The 20,858-nt window shown below is 62.1% G+C and carries 13 protein-coding genes and 1 pseudogene; 11 read left to right on the forward strand and 3 right to left on the reverse strand.

Annotated elements, in window-relative coordinates; genetic code table 11:
* Nucleotides 1-68: 68 nt before the first annotated feature.
* Nucleotides 69-2,909, reverse strand: a complete 2,841-nt coding sequence (locus BM374_RS20005; protein ID WP_092295290.1) for an ATP-binding protein — start codon at nt 2,907-2,909, stop codon at nt 69-71.
* Between the two features lie 320 nt (nt 2,910-3,229).
* Here BM374_RS20005 and BM374_RS20010 point away from each other — a divergent pair, with 320 nt between their 5' ends.
* A complete protein-coding gene (locus tag BM374_RS20010; RefSeq protein WP_092295294.1) occupies nt 3,230-3,904 on the forward strand; it encodes a sensor histidine kinase in 675 nt (224 codons plus the stop codon).
* A 27-nt stretch (nt 3,905-3,931) separates the two neighbouring features.
* Nucleotides 3,932-6,793 (forward strand): ATP-binding protein, encoded by a 2,862-nt coding sequence (locus BM374_RS20015; RefSeq protein ID WP_092295297.1) that lies wholly within the window; start codon nt 3,932-3,934, stop codon nt 6,791-6,793.
* On the opposite strand, the gene BM374_RS20020 is transcribed toward BM374_RS20015, so the two are convergent.
* The gene (locus tag BM374_RS20020) at nt 6,790-9,225 is read right to left on the reverse strand and encodes a molybdopterin-containing oxidoreductase family protein (RefSeq protein ID WP_092295300.1); all 2,436 of its coding nucleotides are present in this window, start codon (nt 9,223-9,225) and stop codon (nt 6,790-6,792) included. The genes BM374_RS20015 and BM374_RS20020 overlap by 4 nt on opposite strands.
* The gene (locus tag BM374_RS20025) at nt 9,222-12,074 is read right to left on the reverse strand and encodes an ATP-binding protein (protein WP_092295304.1); all 2,853 of its coding nucleotides are present in this window, start codon (nt 12,072-12,074) and stop codon (nt 9,222-9,224) included. The genes BM374_RS20020 and BM374_RS20025 overlap by 4 nt, the downstream gene beginning before the upstream one ends.
* 256 nt (nt 12,075-12,330) lie before the next feature.
* Here BM374_RS20025 and BM374_RS20030 point away from each other — a divergent pair, with 256 nt between their 5' ends.
* The 9 genes and pseudogenes from BM374_RS20030 to BM374_RS20070 form a co-directional block, all read left to right on the forward strand.
* A complete protein-coding gene (locus BM374_RS20030) occupies nt 12,331-13,020 on the forward strand; it encodes a VOC family protein (protein WP_092295307.1) in 690 nt (229 codons plus the stop codon).
* A gap of 366 nt (nt 13,021-13,386) precedes the next feature.
* Nucleotides 13,387-14,700 (forward strand): epoxide hydrolase family protein, encoded by a 1,314-nt coding sequence (locus BM374_RS20035; protein ID WP_092295310.1) that lies wholly within the window; start codon nt 13,387-13,389, stop codon nt 14,698-14,700.
* 49 nt (nt 14,701-14,749) lie between these two features.
* Nucleotides 14,750-15,598 carry an enoyl-CoA hydratase/isomerase family protein gene (locus BM374_RS20040; RefSeq protein WP_092296889.1) on the forward strand — a complete coding sequence of 283 codons (849 nt, stop codon included), beginning with the start codon at nt 14,750-14,752 and terminating at the stop codon, nt 15,596-15,598.
* A gap of 72 nt (nt 15,599-15,670) precedes the next feature.
* On the forward strand, nt 15,671-16,141 hold the full coding sequence (locus BM374_RS20045) for a (2Fe-2S)-binding protein (RefSeq protein WP_092295314.1): 471 nt from the start codon (nt 15,671-15,673) through the stop codon (nt 16,139-16,141).
* A gap of 2 nt (nt 16,142-16,143) precedes the next feature.
* A complete protein-coding gene (locus BM374_RS20050; RefSeq protein ID WP_092295317.1) occupies nt 16,144-18,315 on the forward strand; it encodes a xanthine dehydrogenase family protein molybdopterin-binding subunit in 2,172 nt (723 codons plus the stop codon).
* 37 nt (nt 18,316-18,352) lie between these two features.
* Nucleotides 18,353-18,793: an OsmC family protein gene (locus tag BM374_RS20055; protein WP_092295321.1), complete on the forward strand. Its 441-nt coding sequence runs from the start codon at nt 18,353-18,355 to the stop codon at nt 18,791-18,793.
* Nucleotides 18,794-18,797: 4 nt separating this feature from the next.
* Nucleotides 18,798-19,226, forward strand: a complete 429-nt coding sequence (locus BM374_RS20060) for a cupin domain-containing protein (RefSeq protein WP_092295324.1) — start codon at nt 18,798-18,800, stop codon at nt 19,224-19,226.
* A 55-nt stretch (nt 19,227-19,281) separates the two neighbouring features.
* Nucleotides 19,282-20,385, forward strand: a complete 1,104-nt coding sequence (locus BM374_RS20065; RefSeq protein ID WP_092295327.1) for a mandelate racemase/muconate lactonizing enzyme family protein — start codon at nt 19,282-19,284, stop codon at nt 20,383-20,385.
* Between the two features lie 38 nt (nt 20,386-20,423).
* Nucleotides 20,424-20,846: pseudogene (locus BM374_RS20070) on the forward strand (EmrB/QacA family drug resistance transporter); the annotation flags it as partial.
* Nucleotides 20,847-20,858 lie beyond the last annotated feature (12 nt).

The following is a 20,858-nucleotide window of genomic DNA, read 5'->3' on the forward strand; positions in this document are numbered from 1 at the left end:
CTTGACGTGTTAGAAGTTGTTAGGACTTGCGAGAGGACAACACTCGCGCTATCCCGCTGTAATTGCTCTCAATTCAGAGCGGCTAGAAAGTCCCTGGCAGAGACGAGATCGCGTGTCGCCAGACCTTCGTGGTAGCGCGCAACGATTGGTTCGATCAGGGCTCGAATCTGGCCGGCGCGGCCGCTGGCGCGCCAGAGCCGGCCAAGGCTGACAGCACCGCGCAGCTCCCAGCCCAGGGCGCACTGCCGGCGTGACAGGTCAAGCGACTTCCGAAGGAAGCGTTCTGCCTCGGCGGGGGACCCGGAACGTGCCAGAATGTCGCCCTTGATCCTGAGCATTTCCGGCACGTCGAAGGAATCGCCATGATCGCCGACCTGGGCGATGGCATCGTCGATTAGGCGCAACGCCTCCTCGAATTGATTTTGCAGCGCCATGCCCTCTGCCTGGGCAGTTGCAAACACGCTCGTCATGATCCGATGCCTAGTCGCATGTAGCGTGGCCTGACTGCGGCGGAGATGTTCCATACCGCCAGCGACGTCGCCGCGGCGCAGCAGCAGCTCTCCTTTTTGCCCGATGCCGACCGCGTGATAGGGGCCGAGAAAGTGCTTCGCCGCATGATCGATGAGCCTCTCGATCATGCTTTCCGCATTGGTCCAATCGCCAACCCAGAGAAAGACATAGATCGTCCAGATCAAGGCAATGCCGAGCGTCAGCGGCTGCTCGAGCTGCTCGGCCTCACGTACCGTAAATCTCGCAACCTCGATCGCCCGCTCCGGCTTGCCCGTGAGCCACAGCCCGCGGGCAAGGGCGACCAATGCGACGATACGGTCGTCATAGCCGAGGTGGCCAATATTCAGCCGCTGCGAGCTCGGATTGTGCACCATCGCGCTTTCGCAGAGCGGCACTGCCTTGTCCTGATGGCCGATCAGGTGATGCGCTACGCCCAGCATCCACTCGACGTTGAGCGTGCTGGTTGGGTCGTTCAGCTTGCGTGCAATCGGTTCACCTTTTTCACCGGTTCCAAGCGCGCCGTGGAAGTCTCCGATGCGGGTCAGGTAGATGTGCAACCCGCGCAGCAGCCACAATTGCCAGTGGAGATCTTCAAGCTCCTCCGCAATGCGCAGACTTCGCGTAAAGGCCGCGCGCACGGCTTCGGTGTTGCCCTGCGTAAACATCACGGAAATGCCGAGGGCGGTCTGCAGCTGCATCTCCTGCCGGCTATCTATCGGCGTATTCTCAAGAGACGCGAGAGCCTGACTTGTCCAACGATAGCATTCCATCAGCAGCGAGAGCTCGAGGAAAAGCTGCCCAGCCGAGGTAGCCAGATCCATGCCGATCGTGCGGTCACCACGATTGGAGAAGCTCCACTCCAATGCTGCCCGCACGTTGGGTAGGTGGTCTGCATAAGGCAGGAAACCGCCGGCGCTCTGCGGGCCTGCGGATTTGAGAGAAATGTCCTGCAGGAAGTCGCGAAAATAGTCGGCGTGGGCGCGCGCGACGTGATCTGCTTCCCCGCTTTCCGCCAGCTTCTCCGCAACGAAGGCCCGGGTCGTGTCGAGCAGACGATATCGCAGCCGGCGCTCTCCCGGCGCGGTCGCGATCAGCGACTTGGAAAGCAGGTTGGAGATCGCCTCGACGGCCTCGGCTTCGCTGACGCCCTGAAAGGATGCGACGGCAAGAGCAGCTTCTAGGGTGAATGGCCCGACGAACACCGACAATCTGCGCAGCGTCGTGCTTTCGGCTGAAGGCAGCAGGTCGTAGCTCCAGCCGAGCGCGGCGCTGAGCGTTTGATGCCGCGGGATCGCGGTACGCCGTCCTCGCCACAACAGGGAGAAGCGGCTGTCGAGGAGCGAAGCGGTCCCGGCGATGCCATAGGCGTTGACTCGGCCCGCGGCAAGTTCGATCGCAAGTGCGATGCCATCAAGACGCCGGCAGATTTCGGCGACCAGAGGGGCCTCTTCCTCGCCAAGCTGGAATTCGCTCAGGCTCTCCGCGATCCGTTCGACAAAAAGCTGGGCCGCCGGGTAGGCGAGAATTTCGGTGGCGCTCAGTCCGTCGCGTTGTGGTGGGCAATCTAGCGGGAACAGACGGAAGACCCGCTCGCCTTCGGTGCGAAAGGACTCGCGGCTGGTTGCAAGGATGTGAAGGTCCGGCGCGTCCCGAACAAAGCGCTCCGCCAGCGGCGCCAGCGCATCGAGCACATGCTCGCAGCTGTCAAAGATCAGAAGCCTTTTGCGGCCCTGCAGGTATTTTAACAGGCCCGGTACGGGGTCATCGGAGCTGACGGGTAGTTCAAGCGCAGAAGCAATGGCGGCAGGGACAAGCTTCTCGTCCCTGAGAGCACCGAAATCGATGAAAGTAACCTGCTCCTCAAAGGCGATCAGTTGATGGTGCGCGACCGCGATGGCGACCGAGGTCTTGCCAATGCCCCCAGGACCGACAATGGTCACGAAGCGGTGCAGAGAGAGCTCGGCGCAGATCTTGTCGATGACTTCACCGCGTCCGATCATCCTCGCGAGCGGGGCGGGAAGAGCCCGAGCGGATACGACCTTGCCGGGAACCTGCGCCGCAGACGCGGCATGCGCGAGAGAGGCAGCGAAGCAATAGCCGCGCCCGGGAACATTGACGATGTAGCGGGCACCCTCGGCACCATCGCCGAGCGCCTTTCTCAAAGCGGTGATGTGAAACCGAAGGCTGCCCTCGTCCACATTAACGTCGGCCCAGACCCGCTTGACCAATTCTCTCTTGTCGACGACTTCCCCGGGGTGCTCGGCGAGGGCTATGAGGATATCGAGCGCGCGGCCGCCGATGTGAAGCGGTGTGCCGTCCTTCTCCAACAAGCGCGAGCTGGGAAGCAGCCGGAACGGTCCAAAGGAAATGGCCGATCCTTGATTGGTCTTGTCTGGCACGCGCCATTGCCCCGCTGAGGGAAGTCCAGAGACTGCACTTGCTTTATCAGAACGAGGCCTTGAGTAAACTGATCCGGCTGATGAATATCTGTGCCACGTCTCGAACCGAGCCGAAAAGCTGGCCTGAGGCGTCAAATTGTGCTTAAAAATTAAGGTCTTAGACGATATTTGGGGCGGTGCGGACGCGATGCGATCCGTTAAGCGGAAGACCGTCAATCGCTTCGCATCATAACAGAATCTTGCAACGTCTAACGAGCCAAATTCGGCCGCCTCGCGCAGGATAACCTCAGCGAAACCGTATCTCAAACGGGGAGGTGACCATGTTCGCCGTCGGCTTTCGGTCAAACGACGATATCGTTCAATCCCACCAAGCCACCGACGTCGACGAACGGCTGGATGATTGGGAGCTTGTGCTTCGCGAAAGCCACCACCGGATGAAGAACACGCTGACGCTGCTTGGTGCGTCAGTGCGGCGCGATTTTCTACGGACGAAACCGACGGATGTTTCGATTGCCGTTGATCGGTTCGAACGGCGTGTCGTGGCCTTTGGCAGGCTCTATCAACTGCTATCCGATGATTGCGATCTCAATGCCGTTGCGCTGGACGGTTTTTTCGAAGGTTTGTGCGGAGCCTTGGCGGAGGCAATCCTGGAGCCTGCGGGCATTCGCTGCGAGGCGGCGATCGAGAGCGGTACACTTGCGACATCGCAGTGTCATCGACTTGCGTTGATAGTCACAGAACTCGTCACAAACGCAGCCAAACATGCTTTTCCGGACGGAAATGGTGGATTGATTCGCATCGAGATCGTCAATCGCGACGGCGCCTTGTGCTGCACGGTCGCCGATAACGGCACAGGCGCGATTGGTCCGCTTCAGGGGACCGGTGGCCGGATCCTGGAGCGCCTTGCCCGAAGCATTCGCGCGCGGGTCCATGGCGAAGCCGGCTGTGGTGGGACAACTGTGACAATTTTGACGTCGGCAGCCGCTGCCGGGTAGGCCGGATAACGAAGTCTTGGGTGATCTGTGGCGAGCTTCGATAAGACCAACCCAGTTGCACGATCGGTTACTCCCCCGGATGCGCTTGTTTTCGGACCATTCCGCATTGTTCCGAATGAACGCCTGCTGGAGCGCGATGGTCAGCCCGTTCCCGTTGGCAGCCGCGCGTTCGATCTTCTCTGTCTGTTGATCGATCGTGCCGGCGAAGTTGTCGGCAAAGCCGACCTTATGGCAAGGGCTTGGCCCGGTCTGACGGTCGACGAGAGCAGCCTGCGCTTCCACGTGGTTCAGCTGCGCCGCGCCTTGGATGACAGCAAGGATGGCCAATCCTACGTAGTCAACGTTCCCGGCCGCGGATATTGCTTTGTCGCTCCGGTTCACGGCGCGACGACGTCGAAGCGATTGGGCGCGCCCGATGCGGCGGCCAATGAGCGCCGGCAACAGCTTCCTCACAGGCCGAGACGAATCGTCGGGCGCGATGCGACGGTCGTCATGCTGGCCGAGCACCTGACTGCGCGACGCTTCGTGACGCTTCGGGGCCCGGGCGGTATCGGCAAGACCACCGTTGCCATCACGCTTGCGCATGAGATCGCCACCAGCTTCAGGGATGGCGTCCAGTTTATCGATCTTGGCAGTCTTAGAGATCCTCACCTGGTCGCAATCGCAGTGGCATCGGCGCTCGGCCTGCTCATTCCGGTTGGGGACCCCACGCTTCGACTGATCGACGCGCTGCGCGACCGGGAGCTTCTGTTGGTCCTCGACAATTGCGAGCACGTCGTTGACGCGGTCGCGCGGCTTACGGAAAGGATCTACCTGCAAACACCGGGCGTTTCCATCCTGGCGACAAGTCGGGAATCGCTCGAGTCCGCAAGCGAGTTTGTGGTTGAACTGCCCCCGCTCGAAATACCACCGCAAGACTTATCCGATGGACTCGACATCAATCGATATTCGTCGACACGGCTCTTCAAGGAATGCGCGGCTGCGACAGGTTGCGGGCTTGCCCTGAGCGAGTGCGAGAACGATGTGGTGGCTCGCATTTGTCGTAAGCTCGATGGGATACCCTTGGCAATCGAACTGGTTGCGAGCCGTCTGTCAGCGCATAGCTTGAGCGAGATCGACGATCTCATCGAAGGACGATTTCGGCTTGCTTGGCCTGGGCGACGCACGGCCCCGCAGCGGCACCAATCGTTGAGCGCGGCACTGGACTGGAGCTATGACCTCATCTCTCCAGCCGAGCGGAGCCTTCTGCAGCATCTCAGCATGTTCCCTGGCGCGTTCACGCTCAACGGCGCGCGCGCGGTTGCCGGTAGCCTGCACGAGCCCGAGGCCGTTCTCGACAATCTGGAGCAGCTGGTTGCAAAATCGCTGGTGACGAGCAGGCCTGACGCAGGTCTGGCGCGCTTCCGCCTGCTCGAGACAACGCGTGCCTATGCGGCGGAGAAGCTTGCCGTTTCCGGCATGGCCCATGCGGCACACCTCAGCCACGCGCGATATGTGCTGGAGGCCCTAGGTCCTCGAACCTACGAGCCCTGCGGACAGCGTCCGGGGGGCTGGAGCCATCGCGTCGAACTTTTGCCGGACGCCCGCGCCGCGCTCGATTGGGCCTATTCCGATGCGCGCGGCGCGCAACTTCGCACTCCGCTTGCAGCTGCCTGCGCGCGGCTGTTTGTAGAGCTCAATCTGCTCGAGGAATGTAGAATTTGGGCCGGTCGTGCAATCGACGCGCTTGACGACGGCCTGAGCTATCATGCCGCCAAAGTGGAATTGCTCTGGGCCTTCGGGCATGCGGCGATGTTCACGGAACGAAACAGTCACCAATGCGAGACCGCGCTCCGCGGCGGGCTCGAGCTGGCGCAGGCTGTGGGTGACTCGCCAAACCAATTTCGACTGCTGAGCCGACTTCACGCATTGTACCGCCGAACGGGCGAGCGCAAGCGTCTATTGGAGGTGGCGCGCCTGGCCGACACGGTCGCCGCCGCGATTGGAGATCCGGCAGCGATTGCTCGTGCGCAAACCTATCTCGGCGTCGCCTATCACCTCAGTGGCGATCAGCGGCTGGCCCGAGAGAAGCTGGAAGCGGGCGAGGCGGGGGATGCCGCGATCCCGGACTTGCCTATCGACCACTTTGCCTACCCCCGTGGCACACAGATCATGTCCTGCACCAATCTCTGGCTGCTCGGTTTCCCGGACCAGGCCGTAGAGGTTGCAAACCGTCTGGCGAAGATTGGCTCAAATCCGGATCTCGCGATGTATTGCGCGGGGCTCTGCTTTGCGGCGCGCGTCTATCGCTGGATTGGCGATCTGAGCGGGTTGGAGGAAGCCGCCGACCGGTTGGCCGCCTATTCGCGCAAGCATGGGCTTGGACCATTCTCCACCGCCGCGACCGCCCTCAAAGGCGAACTGTGCATTGCGCGCGGCGCCGTGGATCAGGGAGTCGAATTGCTGCGGCCTGCATTACCCCGCATGCTCGCCGACCGCTTGGAGCTCTACAGTGGGGCAGCGACCATCGCGCTGGTCGAGGGGATGGCTACGCAGGGACGGCCTGCGGAGGCGCTCTCCACGATCGAGGCGCGCATCGACGCTGTTGCCGCCCAGGGCGACAGCTGGGAGATGCCGGAGCTCTTGCGCGTGCGCAGTGAGCTCCGTGCCGGCTGCGGTGACAGCTTGGGCGCAGAGCAGGATATTGGCGCAGCAATGAAGCTGGCCGAGCGGCAGTCGGCGCTTTCCTGGAGATTGCGCGCGGCCATCAGCTACGTTCGCCTCGCCGACTCTGGCCCTACTTCGACTCAGGCTCTCTTTGAGTTGAGCCATACGTTGGCTCGCTTTACGGAGGGGGCCGACACGGCAGATCTCCGCGCCGCGCGTCAACTTCTCGAGGCCTCTCCTTAGGCCATGCCTCGGCGATCTGAATCGGCGTCAGCACGCAGTAGTCGAATTTCGCACATGTTAAAGCGGTGAGAGGGGGTGCCGCTGATGGGGTCACGCATTGCAGCGTCGACTGTCAGGTTGAAGTTGCTTCCATTTGGATCGGTTGGATCTGAACCCGCGATCCCAAGTTCAGCGCAAGCTTGCCACCAGCCATGTTGGCCGACGACAACACGATCGTCCAACGTATTGTTAAAGCGCGCCTTGGCGCGCATTGCGCCGCTCGAGGTTCTGACCTCGACCCAATCTCCGTCCTGGATCTTCCTGGCAGCTGCCGTCGTCGGGTGCAGTTCGATTTCGGGGTAGGGTAAGCGCTTGCGCAGCAGTGGTAACGCGCGATGCTGGCTTTGGCAGAACAAGCTCGGCTTTGCACATGTCAGAACCAGCGGGAACATGTCTGCAGGTTCTGGCGTTCCAAAGACGGGAGTTTCGATATCAGGCAGCGCCGGATAGCCCTGGTCAGCGAAAATTTCCGACCAGAACTCGACTTTTCGCGTCGGGGTCGGAAAACCGCGCGCGATGCCGCGATCGTCCGGTATCTTGTATTTATAGTGAGTCGTTGACAGCGATTTTCGCTGTCCGGCCGGTTCGGCTCTGAGTTGCTCAAGAGAGATACCACTTAAGGCAAGCTGTTCTCGATAGGCCGCATCGACGTCACCATGCCAGAACTTCATCTCGAGCCCCAGGCGTTTGGCGATGCCGAAGATGATATCGGTGTCGGGCAAGGCCTCTCCGGGCGGAGGCACGATCTTTGACCGGAGTTGAACGTAAGACTGCGCGTCTTCACTGATTTCAAATCCAATCTTGAGAGCTTCGCGTTCGAAGCAAGACGCGACGGGAAGCACGATATCGGCAAGCGCGGCTGTCGGATTCATGAACAGGTCCGCATGTGCATAAAAATCCAGCGACGAAAGTGCCGCGCGGCCGCGGACGGGATCAGCCTGGGCAAGCAATAGATTCGCGCCGAATCCTATGAGCGTGCGTACCGGATAGGGATGACCTTCGAGAACCGCCCGATAGAAGTCATGGGTCGACACGTTGCCCCAACGTGCTGGTCCGAGCGGACGTTCGATGACGCCGATGGCCGGCGCAAGTTGCTGAGCGAGATCCTCTCCGGTGATCGACGCTGTCGGGATCGACGGAAGAAGAACGTTGCCGCCGGGCGCATCGAAACTGCCGGTCAGGGCATAGAGCATGGCAATCGCCCGCGCGGTCTCCGTCGTGTTCGCGTGATGCTCGTGTCCGCTCCAGGCATAATATGAGACAGGCCGGGATTCCCAGATCGTGCGTGCCGCCTCTGTCAATTGCTCCGCAGAAATCCAGCAGGTTCGTGCAACCGTCTCAGGTGAGTATTGCCCGCAAAGACTGGCGTAGTGGTCGAAGATCGGCTGGCAACTGACGGTCCCGTCGATCGTTTCAACGGCGTATTCGCCTCGTAAAGACAGATGTCCGGGCGGCGGATCGTACTGCCCCGTGGCCGGATCGTAGCGGACAATGGATTTCGACCGCATGTCCCAGGCAACCAGCGACCCGCGACCGGCATCGGGAAATACGTCTTCGGCTTTTAGCAGACTGTTGGTGTCGGAGCGCACCAGCAGCGGCCCGTTGGTCCATGTGCGCACGAACTCCTGATCATACCATCCGCGCTCGATCATGATGTTGGCGAGACCCAATGCGAGCGCGCCGTCAGATCCTGGTCGCACCCGCAGCCAGACATCTGCCTTGTTGGCGAGGCCGACATTGCGGGGATCGATCACGACAAGCTTCATGCCCCGCTTGAGACCGTCCACCGCAGCTGTCGCGTGCGTGATACGTGAGAACGAAGGATTGTAACCCCACAGGATCAGACATCCGGTTTTGGCGATCTCCGGCATCGCGCCGCCCGCGCTACCTGTCGCAACGCTGCCGACCCCGAAGACATATCGCGTGGCGAATCCGCGGCCCCAGCCGCACAAGTCGAGTGCCCAGACCAGATTCGGGGTGCCAAAGGCGTTCATCAGCCTGCGAACGAACGGCGCAGAATCCGCGATGGCTGTTGTCGACGGAGACGATAGGCTGAATGCCACTGCTTCGGGACCATATTGTGCAGCAGTGCGCCGCATTGCGGACGCGATCTGATCGATCGCGATGTCCCAGGACGTCTCTTCCCACCCGGGATCAGGATCGCCTTTCGGCCGGGTCCGGCGAAGCGGCCTTGTCAGCCGATCTCTGTGATAGACCAGTTCGGGAGCCGCCCGACCCTTGGCGCAAATGGCCGCACCTGTCGGATGCGAGGGATCGGGATCCAGACGAATGAAGCGGCCGTCGGCCACGGTTGCTATCGTACCGCAACGCGCGATGCACAATCCGCAGTATCCTTTGACATGATCGACCCTTGGCGCGCCGGAAGCCGTCATGACAGTTCTTCCAGCAGTCGTTCAGCGGCTTTAAGGTCGGCCGTGTCAAACCCCTCAGTGAATTGACTATACGTCCGGCCGAGAACGTCCTTCGCAGGTTGGCGAAGGCCCTTTCCAACCAGGAGCGCTGCAAGGTCGATCGCCGTGCGCAGTTCCCAACCGAGCGCGCCTTGACGGCCGCTGAGCTCCAGCGATTGCCTTAGAAAGGCTTCAGCTTCCTCAAGGCGAGAAGGGGCCATCGCGCGGAGCAATCCCCCCTTCATGCGCAGCAGCTCCGGCATGTAACAGGTATCGCCCTTTGTGCTGACGTGCAGGATCGTGTCGCTCAGGAGTGTCATCGCGTCTTCGCGCTGTCCGTTGGCGATCAGGCCTTGCGTGAGGCAGATGTTGAACTCAGTCGTGATCAGCTCGTAGCGGACGGCATGAATCTCTGCCAGGGACGCGCGAAGGTCCGCGATGGCGTTCCGACCCTGGCGAATGGCCAGCTGCGCCTTTCTGGCGCGCCCGACCGCAGTCAGCGGGCCAAGGGAATAGGATTCGGAGATCGCGATCGAGTCGTCGATATACTCTTGGGCACTCGCAAAATCCCCGGTCCAAAGGAAGATCGACGCGGCCCAGGCAAGCAGAACGGTGACCGACGCCGGATGATCCATTCGCTTCGCGCCATCGATGAATTCGCGGGCGCGCTCGACGGCCTGGGTCGGATGTCCCTGCATCCAAAGCGTCCTCGCGAGCGCAATGCCGGCCCGGAAATGGCGATCATGGACCAGATAGATCGTGTCGCTCTGCTGTAACGGCGACCAATCTGCGAACAGCGCCTCGAGCTCGCCGCGCGCGTCGCGGAGGTCTCCCATCATGAGAAGGGAGCGTCCGAGGATGGAATGGGCCAGCGCAAGGGCTGCGGGGTCGCCGACGTTGGCGGCGAGCGCCCGGCAGCGTTTTGCATACGACAACGCGACATTGAAGTCGCCACTGCGGAAGTGGAACATGTGCAGCATGCCGAGCAGGCCAGCTTCGTTGGCCACATCACCCTCCGCTTCAGCCAACGCCAGACTGCAGTCCAATGCCCCTCGCGCCTGTGCGTTTTCTCCGTAAAGCAGCATCGACGAGATCCCAAGGCCGGCCTGCAGGTGCATCTGCTCGGATTTGCTGCAGACTTGATCGTCGAGAACAGCCAGAGCGCGTTGCGACCAATGATGACATTCAGGAAGCAGCGACATCGCCAGGAGCACGGGTGCTGCGGCCGCGGCAAGGCCGATACCGGTCGGCAGATCACCGTTCGCTCCAAAGCACCATTCCAGGGCCGTGCGGACGTTGCTGACGCCGGCGAAATAGGGCGCGCGCTCCGCGCCGGACATCAGGGTCGACCATTCGGAGGCAGCTTGCGCGAGCCATTGCCGGTAGTAACGCGCATGACGGATGGCCAGTGAGGCTGTTTCGATGTCGTCAGCCTCGAGATCAAGTGCGTAGGCCCGCGTTGTATCAAGCAGACGATAACGCATAACGGCATCGAGCGAACGCGTGGCGACCATGGACTTGGCAACCAGGCTGTCGATGGCCTCAAAAACTTCCGCCTGGTCGAGACCGTTGCCGATTGCGACCGCAAGCGCGGCGTCGAGGGTGAAATTTCCGACAAAAATGGCCAGTCTGCGCAGCACGATGCGCTCTGTTTCGCACAGCAGGCTATAGCTCCAGTCGAGCGTCGCCTGGAGGGTCTTTTGCCGGGGCGGAGCGGTGCGTGGACCCGCCCATAATTGGGCGAGCCGTTGGTCGAGCAGGGCGGCTATCTCGCTCAAACCATAGACCTCGACGCGGCGCGCTGCCAATTCGATGGCGAGCGCGACCCCGTCGAGCTTCCGGCAGATGTCAGCTACAATTGCGGCTTCAGCGTCGTTCAGTTTCAAGTTGGCGCCGCTTGCCACGGCACGTTCGACGAACAATTGGGTAGCGGGGAATGTTCGTGCGACCTCGGCGGAAAGTCTGCTGCCCTCGGGGGCGCAGGCGAGCGGTTCCAGCCGATAGACATGTTCTCCGTCCGCCTGCAGCGTTTCTCGACTCGTCGCTAGAATGTGAACTTGAGGGGCGGTCCTGAAGATTGCCACGGCCAGGGTTGCAACGGCGTGGACCAGATGTTCGCATGTATCGAGCACAAGCAGAAGGCGCTTGTCTCTGAGATAGGCGATCAGGCCGGATGTTGCATCTGCGCTCTGGACGGAGAGCCCCAGCATCGATGCGACGCCAGTTGTCACGAAGCGAGGATCGCTCACCATGCTCAGGTCAACGAAAAGAACTGCGCCGTCGAAGGTCGTGCGCAGTTGGTGCGCCATCGCTACGGCAACCGTCGTCTTACCGACCCCGCCTGATCCGACGATCGTGACAAATCGGTAGACATTGAGCCGCAGCGACAGCTTCTCGAGATCTTCCTCGCGGTCGATCATGGCGCCGAGGCGGCTCGGCAGATTGTAGTGATGAAAACCTGGGGAGGGGGCAACGAGAGGCTGGGCTGTAATGCCCGAGCGTGAAGTCGCGGCAACAAAACTATAGCCCCGTCCTGATAATGTGGCGATATACCTGGCGCCATCCCTTCCGTCCCCGAGCGCCTTGCGCAGACCGGCGACGTGGAAGCGCAAGGCGCCTTCTTCGACATTGAGCCCGGGCCACACCTCGGCGATCAGGTCGTTCTTGCTGACCACTTCGTTCGGACGGGACAGCAGCGTCGCAAGAATGTCGTAGGCTCGGGCGCTGAGTTCGACGCGGGCGCCGTCCTTGGTCAGCATTCTCTCGCCGGAAACCAGGAGGAAGGGGCCAAACGAGACCGTTTCGTTGCTTTGCGTAGGCGGCGTTGCCATGGCGTGTTGCTTCTTTAGCCCTTTGAATTAGCTTGATATTTGCGCCGGTGCCGGCACTGGCATCGGAGCAGATCGTAATGACCCAAGTGAGTAATTCGCTGGCTTTTTCCGTTCTGAGGGGGATGGTTGCCGTGCTCGCAATAGCTAACGGGCTCTAACAAGCCATAACAAGCACTTTTCCTTCGCTTGGGCGAAGCTGATCACGCGATTTTGCACGAGATCGCGCGGGATTATTCCTCAAACCAAGGAGCTTGCCATGACCGTCGCAGAGATGCGCAACCAAGCGCCCGACGAGTTGTCGAAGCCCCATGCCAACGACCTCAAGCTTGAGGTCATTGTGATTCCCGTGTCAGACGTCGAGCGCGCAAAGAACTTCTATGCGGGGCTCGGCTGGAGATTGGATGCAGACTATGCCTCCGGTGACGACTACCGCGTCATCCAGTTCACCCCGCCGGGGTCCGCTTGCTCGATCATCTTTGGCAAGAGCGTGACGGCGGCAGCGCCAGGCTCGGCACGGGGATTGTACCTGGTCGTCTCCAATCTCGATGCCGCTCGAACCCAGCTGCTTGGCTGCGGCGCCAAGGTGAGCGAAATATTTCACGATGCGGGCGGCGTCTTCACGGGACCGGACGAGCCCTTCCTCTTCGGCCGGCGTCGTGTGGATGGCCCCGATCCCGAGCATCGCAGCTACCGCTCCTTCGCCTCGTTCCGCGATCCCGACGGCAATGGCTGGCTGCTTCAGGAGGTCACGACGCGATTGCCCGGACGAATCGATACGGCCGGCACGACCTTCGCCTCGTCGGTCGAACTCGCCGCCGCACTTCGCCGGGCCGCGGCTGCACATGGAATCCATGAGCAGCGTAACGGTGCGACTGACGACAATTGGCCGGATTGGTACGCCGATTTCATGGTTCGCGAGCAAGCCGGCGAACCATTGCCGTCCTGATCTGCGAGGCTGCATCGCTCCCTGACATGCTCGCTGATGCGGCGTCGCTTGCGAAGTGACGTCGACACGAAAGCCCCATCTCGCAGATCGTGAGACCGCTCAGGCGGGATGCGTCGTCGCGCATGACACGCATTGCACTTGCGATGCCATCGAGCCTGCACCTTTCGCGATCGTTGCCGAGATGCCGTCGCGACGAATGCTCGCCCGCCTAACGCCGCAACGTCCCACTCGCGACTCGCAACGGCTAACGACGCCTAACAATCCATAACGAGCAAACGCGCGGCGCCTCCGTCACAGTATCCGTACAAACACGGGCCTGTTGAGTCCGAGCGGCCCACCGATCGAACGAAGCAAGGGAGAACGGCAATGAACGCACAATCGAGCGTCGACCTCATCAACCCGGACCGACGTCAACTCCTGAACACGGCCGCGATGGGCGTCGTTGCCGCAGGTATGGCCAGTCTTTTTCCCATTCATCCAGCGGCCGGAAGCCCGAGCAACGCAATTCGGCCGTTCCATGTCAACATTCCCGACGATGACCTTATCGACTTGCGCCAGCGGCTTGCGGGGACCCGTTGGCCAGACAGCGAGATCGTTACCGATCAGTCCCAGGGCGTGAAGCTCGCGACGATGCAGCAGCTCGTACGCTACTGGCAGACTGACTACGACTGGCGAAGGGTGGAGGCGCGGTTGAACGCACTACAGCAGTTCGTCACAGAGATCGACGGTGTCGACATCCATTTCATCCACGCTCCATCCAAACACGATAATGCACTGCCCATGATCGTGACGCACGGCTGGCCCGGCTCGATCATCGAACAGCTCAAGATCATCGATCGCTTGACGAACCCAACAGTCTACGGCGCGAGCGCGTCGGACGCGTTCGATCTCGTCATCCCGTCGATCCCCGGCTATGGCTTCTCGGGCAAGCCGATGACGATTGGCTGGGACCCGGTGCGGATCGCTCGCGCCTGGATCGTGCTGATGAAGCGCCTCGGTTACAGCCGCTTCGTGGCGCAGGGCGGTGACTGGGGCAATGCCATCACAGAGCAGATGGCGCTGCAGGCGCCACCGGAGCTGATCGGCATCCATACCAACATGCCTGCCACCGTACCCGCCGACATTGCCAAGGCATTGCAGCCCGGCGGCACGGCGCCCGTCGGTCTCTCGATCGAGGAGCAGAACGCCTACAACCAGCTCGATGATTTCTACAAGCATGGTCTCGGCTATGCCCTCGAGATGGCGAACCGGCCGCAGACGCTCTATGGCATTGTGGATTCGCCGGCTGGCCTTGCGTCGTGGATCCTCGATCACGATGCGCGCAGCGGCGAACTGATCGCGCGGGTATTCGACGGCAAGAGTGAAGGCCTGACCCGCGACGACATCCTCGACAACATCACGCTTTACTGGCTGACCAATACGGCGATTTCGTCGGCGCGGCTGTACTGGGAAAACAAGCTCGCTTTCTTTGAACCGAAGCACGTTTCTATCCCGGTGGCCGTCAGCGTCTTCCCCGACGAGATCTATGCCGCCCCGCGCAGCTGGACCGAGCGGGCCTATCCCAAGCTGATCCACTACAACCGGCTCAACAAGGGCGGCCATTTTGCGGCCTGGGAACAGCCCGAGCTGTTCTGTGCGGAAATGCGCACCGCGTTCCGTTCTTTGCGCCGGTCGACCTGAGAGATCGCGCGGCCTTCCTCCCCAACGTAACCAAAAAGGAGTGCATATCATGAATCGTCCCGAACGCAGCTTTGCGAGCGATCAGATCCGACTCGAGCGTCGCCTGCCGACCTACTGGCGCGTCACTTTCGACATACCCCCGGTGAACATCTTCGGCCCCAAGCAGCTTCCGTTGCTCAATAACGTGATCACCGCGATCGAGAATGATCCGGAGCTCAAGGTCGTGGTGTTCGACAGTGCCGTCGAGGGTTTTTTCATCACGCACTACGACTTCCTCGCGCCACTCGAAGATTCCCTGAGCATCCCGCCCGGACCGACTGGACTGCAGGCACTTCCCGACATGCTCGTGCGTCTCAGCCGCGCCTCAGCGGTCTCCATTGCTTCGATCCGCGGCCGCGCGACCGGGGTCGGCAGCGAACTGGCCCTCGCGAGCGACATGCGTTTCGCGAGCCGCGAAAAGGCCATCCTGTCGCAATGGGAGGTTGGCGCCGGCCTGGTACCCGGCGGCGGCCCGATGGCGAGATTGCCGCGTCTGATGGGCCGGGGACGCGCGCTCGAAGTGCTGCTCGGCGCCGACGATGTCCGTGGCGATCTGGCCGAGCGCTACGGCTACGTCAATCGGTCGCTGCCAGACGCCGAGCTCGATGGTTTCGTCGAGGCGCTCGCGATGCGCATCGCGTCGTTCGACAAAGAGGCTATTGCGGAGACGAAGCGTCTCGTCGACGTCGCAAGCCTGCCTGCCGACCTGGAGATTCGGCCCGAATGGGACGCGTTTCTGGCTTCGCTCGGCCGTCCCGCCAGTCAGAACAGGATCAAGGCGCTGATGGCGCGGGGTTTCCATCGGGCCGGCGACGTCGAAAACCGGCTCGGCTTCCACGTCGGCCAACTCGGCGACTGAGGAGGATCCGGCAACAAAAGCCACGGCGCGACCGTGAGCCGCGCCGGTTGCGAAAAACCGAGGAGAGGCAGCATGGCCTACAATATCACGATCAACGGAACTCTGCGCAGCGTCGATGTCGATGGCGATACGCCGCTGCTTTGGGTGTTGCGCGACGTGCTCGGCATGACCGGCACCAAGTTCGGCTGCGGCATGGCGCTGTGCGGTGCCTGCACCGTGCATCTCGACGGCTCTGCCGTCCGCTCCTGCATTACTACGATCGATAGCGTTGGTGATTCGAAGATCACTACGATCGAGGCGGTCGGCTCGACGGCCGCGGGCGCCAAGATACAAAAGGCATGGCTGCAACATGAGGTCGCGCAGTGCGGCTACTGCCAGTCCGGGCAAATCATGTCGGCCTCCGCTCTACTCGCCGGTAACGCTCATCCTACAGATGCAGACATCGACGATGCCATGAGCGGCAACATCTGCCGCTGCGGAACTTACGTCCGCATTCGCGAGGCAATCAAGCTTGCCGCGCAATCGCCGGCGAGGGAGGGCTGACCATGATTCACCATCGTATCGCGCCGACCGCATCATATGCCGACCTGTCGCGCCGCAATTTCCTCGTCAACAGCGCCATGGCCGGCGGCGGGCTGATCCTGAGCTTTAGCCTACCGTTCGGCGAAGGTAAGGCTGTTAGTGCCGAGAGCTTCGCGCCGAACGCCTTCATTCGTATCGGCACCGACGGACAGGTCGTGCTGACCATGCCTTATGTCGAGATGGGGCAGGGCACCTACACCTCGATCCCGATGCTGATCGCGGAGGAGTTGGAGGTCGCTCTGAAGCAGGTTCGTCTCGAGCACGCGCCGCCGAACGAAAAGCTCTATGCCAATCCGCTGCTGGGCGTGCAAGCGACCGGCAATTCGAATGCCATCCGTGGTGCCTGGAAGCCGCTTCGCGAAGCCGGCGCGACGGCGCGGATCATGCTGATCTCGGCGGCTGCCAAGCGCTGGGGCGTCGAAATTGCGTCGTGCCGAGCGGACGACGGCGAGGTGATTCACACGCCCAGCGGTCGGCACCTCCGTTATGGCGAGCTTGCCGCCGAGGCCGCGCAGATGCCGGTTCCGAAGGACGTCGTGCTGAAGCGGCCGGAGGAGTTCAAGCTGATCGGGACTCCGGCGAAACGGCTCGATGCTGCCGGGAAGGTGAACGGCACCGCGGTCTATGGCATCGATGTTCGCCCGCCCGGCGTGAAGATCGCAACGCTTGTCCAGTCGCCCGTGTTCGGCGGCCGGCTGAAGAGCGTGGACGACAGCGCAGCCAGGGCAATCAGAGGCGTGCGCCAGATCGTCCGACTCGACGATGCCGTCGCTGTCGTCGCGGATCACATGGGCGCCGCGAAAAAGGGCCTCGAGGCACTCAAGATCGAGTGGGACGAAGGTCTCCACGCCGTTCTGAGCACGCAGGACATCGCGCGCGAGCTGGAGCAGGCAACGCTGAAGGCGGGAGCAGTCGCCCAGAAGATTGGTGACGCCGAGAAGGCGATGGCGGACGCCGCGACGAGGGTCGAAGCGAGCTATCATTTGCCGTTCCTGGCGCACGCCACCATGGAGCCGATGAATTGCACGGTGCATTTCCGCGGCAGCGAATGCGAGATCTGGGTCGGCACCCAGGCGATCGCGCGTGTGCAGGCCATGGCGGCGAAAGCCGCCGGCCTGCCAGTCGAAAAAGTGGTCATTCACAATCACCTCATCGGCGGCGGCTTTGGCCGACGTCTCGAGGCCGATGGCGCGGTGCGGGCCGTCGAGATCGCCAAGCAGGTCGATGGTCCTGTGAAGGTGGTGTGGACGCGTGAGGAGGATATCCAGCACGACATGTATCGTCCGTACTGGGTCGATCACATCGCAGCCGGCCTCGACAAGGACGGCAAGCCGGTGGCGTGGGTCAATCGCTTCGCCGGTTCTTCGGTGATCGCCCGCTGGCTTCCGCCCGCCTTCAAGGACGGCCTCGATCCCGACACGACCGAAGGCGCGATCGACCTGGTCTATGAGCTGCCGAACTTCCACGTCGAGTATGTTCGCGTCGAACCGCCTGGCATCCCGACGGCGTTCTGGCGCAGCGTCGGTCCCTCGCACAACGTCTTCGTTACGGAGAGCTTCATCGATGAACTGGCGGCGGCGGCGAAGCAGGATGCGTTAGCCTATCGCCGTGCGCTGCTCGATCACAATCCGAGGGCGAAGGCCGTGCTCGATCTGGCGGCAGAAAAAGCCGAGTGGGGTGCTCCGCTGCCGAAAGGGCGCGGCCGCGGCATTGCCCTGCAACACGCATTCGGGAGCTATCTCGCCCAGATCGCCGAGGTTGAGGTCGCCAAGGACGGCTCTGTTCGTGTCCACCGTGTGGTCTGCGCGATGGATTGCGGCACTGTGGTCAATCCCGACACGGTGCAGGCGCAGATCCAGAGCGGTGTCATGTTCGGCGTGACCGCCGCGCTTTACGGCGAGATCACGCTCAAGAATGGCCGGGTCGAGCAGACCAATTTCGACACCTACCAGATTCTGCGAATGAACGAGGCGCCTGCCGTCGAGGTGCACGTCGTGAAGAGCGCCGAGCCACCCGGCGGAATGGGGGAGGCCGGCACATCGGGCATCGTCCCCGCGATCGGCAACGCGGTCTTTGCCGCTACCGGAAGACGGCTCCGCAGGATGCCGATCGACACCGGCGCACTCAAGGCGTGAACGGGAACGAACCGCCTAACCGGCAAGGAGAAGTGACATGATCCGCAAGGCTACAGCAGTTTGGCATGGGACCGGCCGCGACGGGAGCGGTCATTTGTCCAGCGAGTCCGGCGTACTCGCCGAGACGCCTTACTCGTTCAGGACACGTTTCGAGAACGAGAAGGGGACCAATCCCGAAGAGCTGATTGCGGCCGCTCATGCCGGTTGCTTTACCATGGCGCTGGCCTTCGGCCTGCAAGTTGCGGGCTTTAAGCCGACGGAGCTCTCGACTCAAGCCGCCGTCACGCTCGAACCTGAAGGCAAGGGGTTCCGCATCGGCAAGTCGGCCCTCACTCTTCGCGGCAGGGTGCCGAATCTCGACGACACCGAGTTTGCCCGCATTGCCAGCGAGGCCGAGAAGAATTGCCCGGTGTCGAAGGTTCTCAACGCAACGATCACGTTGGACGCGAAGCTCGTCTGGTCGACCTCAGAAGGATGATGCCATGACAGCCAAACATCAGCCCGATCAAGCCGACTTCAAGGCGATCCTGCCCGAACAGATCGACTGGGAGGCATTCCCGGCATTTCCACCGGGAGCGCGGCTGGCCGTGATGGTCGGCCATCCTTCCGAACCCGGACCCTATGTAGTCCGGGTGAAGGTGCCTGGCGATACCAAACTGATGCCGCACAAGCATCCGGAGGACCGCATCTACACGGTCATGTCCGGCGTCTTCTACATCGGGCTCGGCGAGTCCTTCGATGCCGACAAGATGAAGGCCTATCCGCCCGGCAGCGTCGTGGTGTTGCCCGGCGATACTTGGCATTTCCATTGGGCGAAGTCCGGCGAATACGTCACGCAGGTCTCAGCCATCGGCCCGCTCGGCCTCGAATATCACGACGCTCACGACGATCCGCGTCACCAGCACGCGTGAGTAGGCGCGCTCCGGCCAGCGCGTCCGGCGCGGAGCATGTGGAAGGACATGGAAGATGATCATCACCTGCGTTGAGTCCATTCCGCTGCGCATCCCGTTCAAGGCGGGATCTGTGTCCGATGCATCGGCATGGGGCGACAGCAACCTACCAGCCGCGGATTCGCTCCTCGTCCGTGTGACGACGGACCAGGGTGTGGTCGGCTGGGGGGAAGCCTTCGGCTTTCGCGCGGTCGCTTCCGCAAAGATCGCGATTGACCAACTGGTCGCGCCGCTTTGCGTCGGCCAGGACGCCACGCGGATCGCGCCGCTGATGCTGGACGTGCAGAAGAAGCTGCATGTCTTCGGACGCGGCGGTGCGCTGGCTTTCGCCATCTCAGCCCTCGATATCGCCCTTTGGGATATCGCGGGCAAGGCCGCCAATATGCCGCTGTGCCAGCTTCTGGGCGGCGGCGCGGCCGACCTGCCCTGCTATGCGAGTCTGGTCCGCTATTCCGATCCTCCTCTTGTCCGGACCAGCGTGCGGCAGGCGATCGAGGCCGGATTCGGCATGCTCAAGCTGCACGAGATCGAGCTCCCTGCGATCCGGGCGGCACGTGACGAATCCGGCCCCGGCGTCGAGCTGATGCTTGACGTCAACTGTCCCTGGACGCTGACGCAAGCGCGCGCCATCGCCGATGATCTCAAGACGATCAGTCCGAAGTGGCTCGAGGAGCCACTGTGGCCTCCGGAAAATGTTGCTGGCCTCGCCGAGTTGCGGAGCGCGACAGGAATCCCGATCGCGGCCGGCGAGAACGTCTACACGTTGATGGATTTCGAACGCCTGCTGGCGGCGGGCGCTGTGGATTTCGTTCAGCCGAGTCCGGCCAAGATGGGGGGCATCAGCGAGCTACGCAAAATCTTCCCGCTCGCGGCTGTCCACAACGCCGAGGTGATGCCGCACTCGTTCTACGACGGTCCCGGTCTGCTGGCCGCAATCCACGCGACCGCGGCGCTGGGGACCGCCGATTCGATGATCGAGTGGCGCCGGTTCGATCTCGAAGCCGCCATCTACGGCCGTGCGTTCAGCCCGAAGCACGGCAGGATCTCCGTGCCTCGGGGCGCAGGTCTTGGAATTGATCCTGATCCCGACGTCATCGGCAGATTTCGGTTGTCACTATGAGAGGGCGCTCTCGACGCAGTAGCGCTCGGAAATCACGAGCAACTGCCGGAATCGAGCCGGAGAATGCCGGGTCCGCGTCTGCGTTGTTCAGCATGATGTGCCAGCTCGGCGGCGCCATCGGGATTGCCGTACTGCAGACGTTGCTGACCAAGCGCGAGCAATATCACTCCAATGTGCTCTCGCCGTCGGTGTCGGTGATGGAGCAGGCGACCCGCACCCGGCTGGATCAGCTCACGGAATATTTCATCAGCCATGGCGCGATCGACCGCATCGACGCCGCGCACCGCGCCTACGTCGCGATCGGAAAGGTCATCCAGAAGCAGGCCTTCATCCTGGCCTTTAGCGACACCTTTTACGCGCTGGGCGTGGCACTGATCGTCGCGCTGGCGGCTGGCCTGATGCTCAAGAGGCCCGATCACCTCGATGCAGACGGGGCGCACTATTGGTTTGCAAAGAACTAAGGGAGAATGAGC

Source organism: Bradyrhizobium sp. Ghvi (assembly GCF_900115265.1).
Classification (GTDB): domain Bacteria; phylum Pseudomonadota; class Alphaproteobacteria; order Rhizobiales; family Xanthobacteraceae; genus Bradyrhizobium.